This window comes from Oleiphilus sp. HI0086, assembly GCF_001635225.1.
Genome location: NZ_LWFZ01000858.1, coordinates 1 through 1,100, shown reverse-complemented (window position 1 = coordinate 1,100; position 1,100 = coordinate 1). Strand labels below are relative to the sequence as shown.

Below are 1,100 nucleotides of genomic sequence, written 5' to 3'. Positions count from 1 at the left end.
AGGGTTAGTTTAATCTTTCGAAAAATATATACATTGGAGAAAACTGTGAAAAACTGGTTATTCTTATCCGCTGCTATTATTTGTGAAGTAATTGCAACATCCAGTCTTAAGTCTAGTGAAGGTTTTACTAAAATCGCCCCATCGCTGCTTGTTATTATTGGCTATGGCGCTGCTTTCTATTTACTTTCACTTACTCTGAAATCAATCCCTGTTGGTATTGCATATGCAGTTTGGTCAGGGCTTGGCATAGTTTTAGTAACTCTAATCGCATGGTTCATGCACGGGCAAAAACTTGACCTTTGGGGGTATGTTGGCATGGGTTTAATCGTTGGTGGCGTTGTTGTTCTCAACTTGCTTTCAAAAACCAGTGCACATTAGTCCAGTATGCATCTAACAAGTTGCACCAGTCGGAAAACCTCCGCTCCGCGGCTTTGTGCATTCGCTTCGCTCATTGTTGCACAAAGCCACTACACTACAGTTTCCGCTGTGCAAGGCGTTAGTTGTAAGTAGGGATATGAAACGAGTAGCAATAATACTTAGTATTTTGTGTGTTTTGGTCTACGGAATTTCTTGGTTTTTCGGTACGCCCTATATTCATATACTCATTGGTATTATGGGTATACAACTTTTCATGTCTCTTGCCTCTGTCGGTGAAAACGAAGAAGAATTGGTCGAGTTAAAAGCACAGGGTAGCTGGGTTCGTGAATGGCATGTCTGGGTTCTGCTTGCGTGTATTTTTTCTGGGCTGGTAGTCGCAGAATATTACTATCCAGTACTAGAGAGCTTTGGGGCAAAATGACAACTAACAAGTTTATCAAACATCGTTCCGGCCACAAAAACACGTGGCCTGCACTGGACGCGCAAAAAGACGCGCGCCGTTTATAAAAGCGTTGGTATGACTCCCCACGTCAAGAGGCCCGCACAAAATCCTGCCGGAACCTCGGCCAGAGCCTTTCTTTTTAATTAACATTCTTCCCGTTAGGGAAGCGTCAACGCATCAGATGAAGCAAGTAATTTCGACGGTGATCATGCTGGTATTCGTGGGTTGCTAACGCGACGCGTTAACCTATCCAACCTTACTTATTACGTCGTGGTGCCTG

At 43.7% G+C, this 1,100-nt stretch carries 2 protein-coding genes; both read left to right on the top strand.

The window, feature by feature from the left end; all coding sequences use genetic code 11:
• Positions 1 to 45 precede the first annotated feature (45 nt).
• Positions 46 to 378 (top strand): Qac family quaternary ammonium compound efflux SMR transporter, encoded by a 333-nt coding sequence (locus A3756_RS15485; protein ID WP_068553830.1) that lies wholly within the window; start codon positions 46 to 48, stop codon positions 376 to 378.
• Between the two features lie 136 nt (positions 379 to 514).
• Entirely contained in the window at positions 515 to 799 is a 285-nt protein-coding gene (locus A3756_RS15480) for a hypothetical protein (protein ID WP_068553828.1), read from the top strand.
• The last annotated feature ends 301 nt before the right edge of the window (positions 800 to 1,100 follow it).

What these genes read in the sequence shown, in the direction of transcription:
- A3756_RS15480 (WP_068553828.1), top strand. Translation starts at nt 515, where the DNA reads ATGAAACGAGTAGCAATAATACTTAGTATTTTGTGTGTTTTGGTCTAC.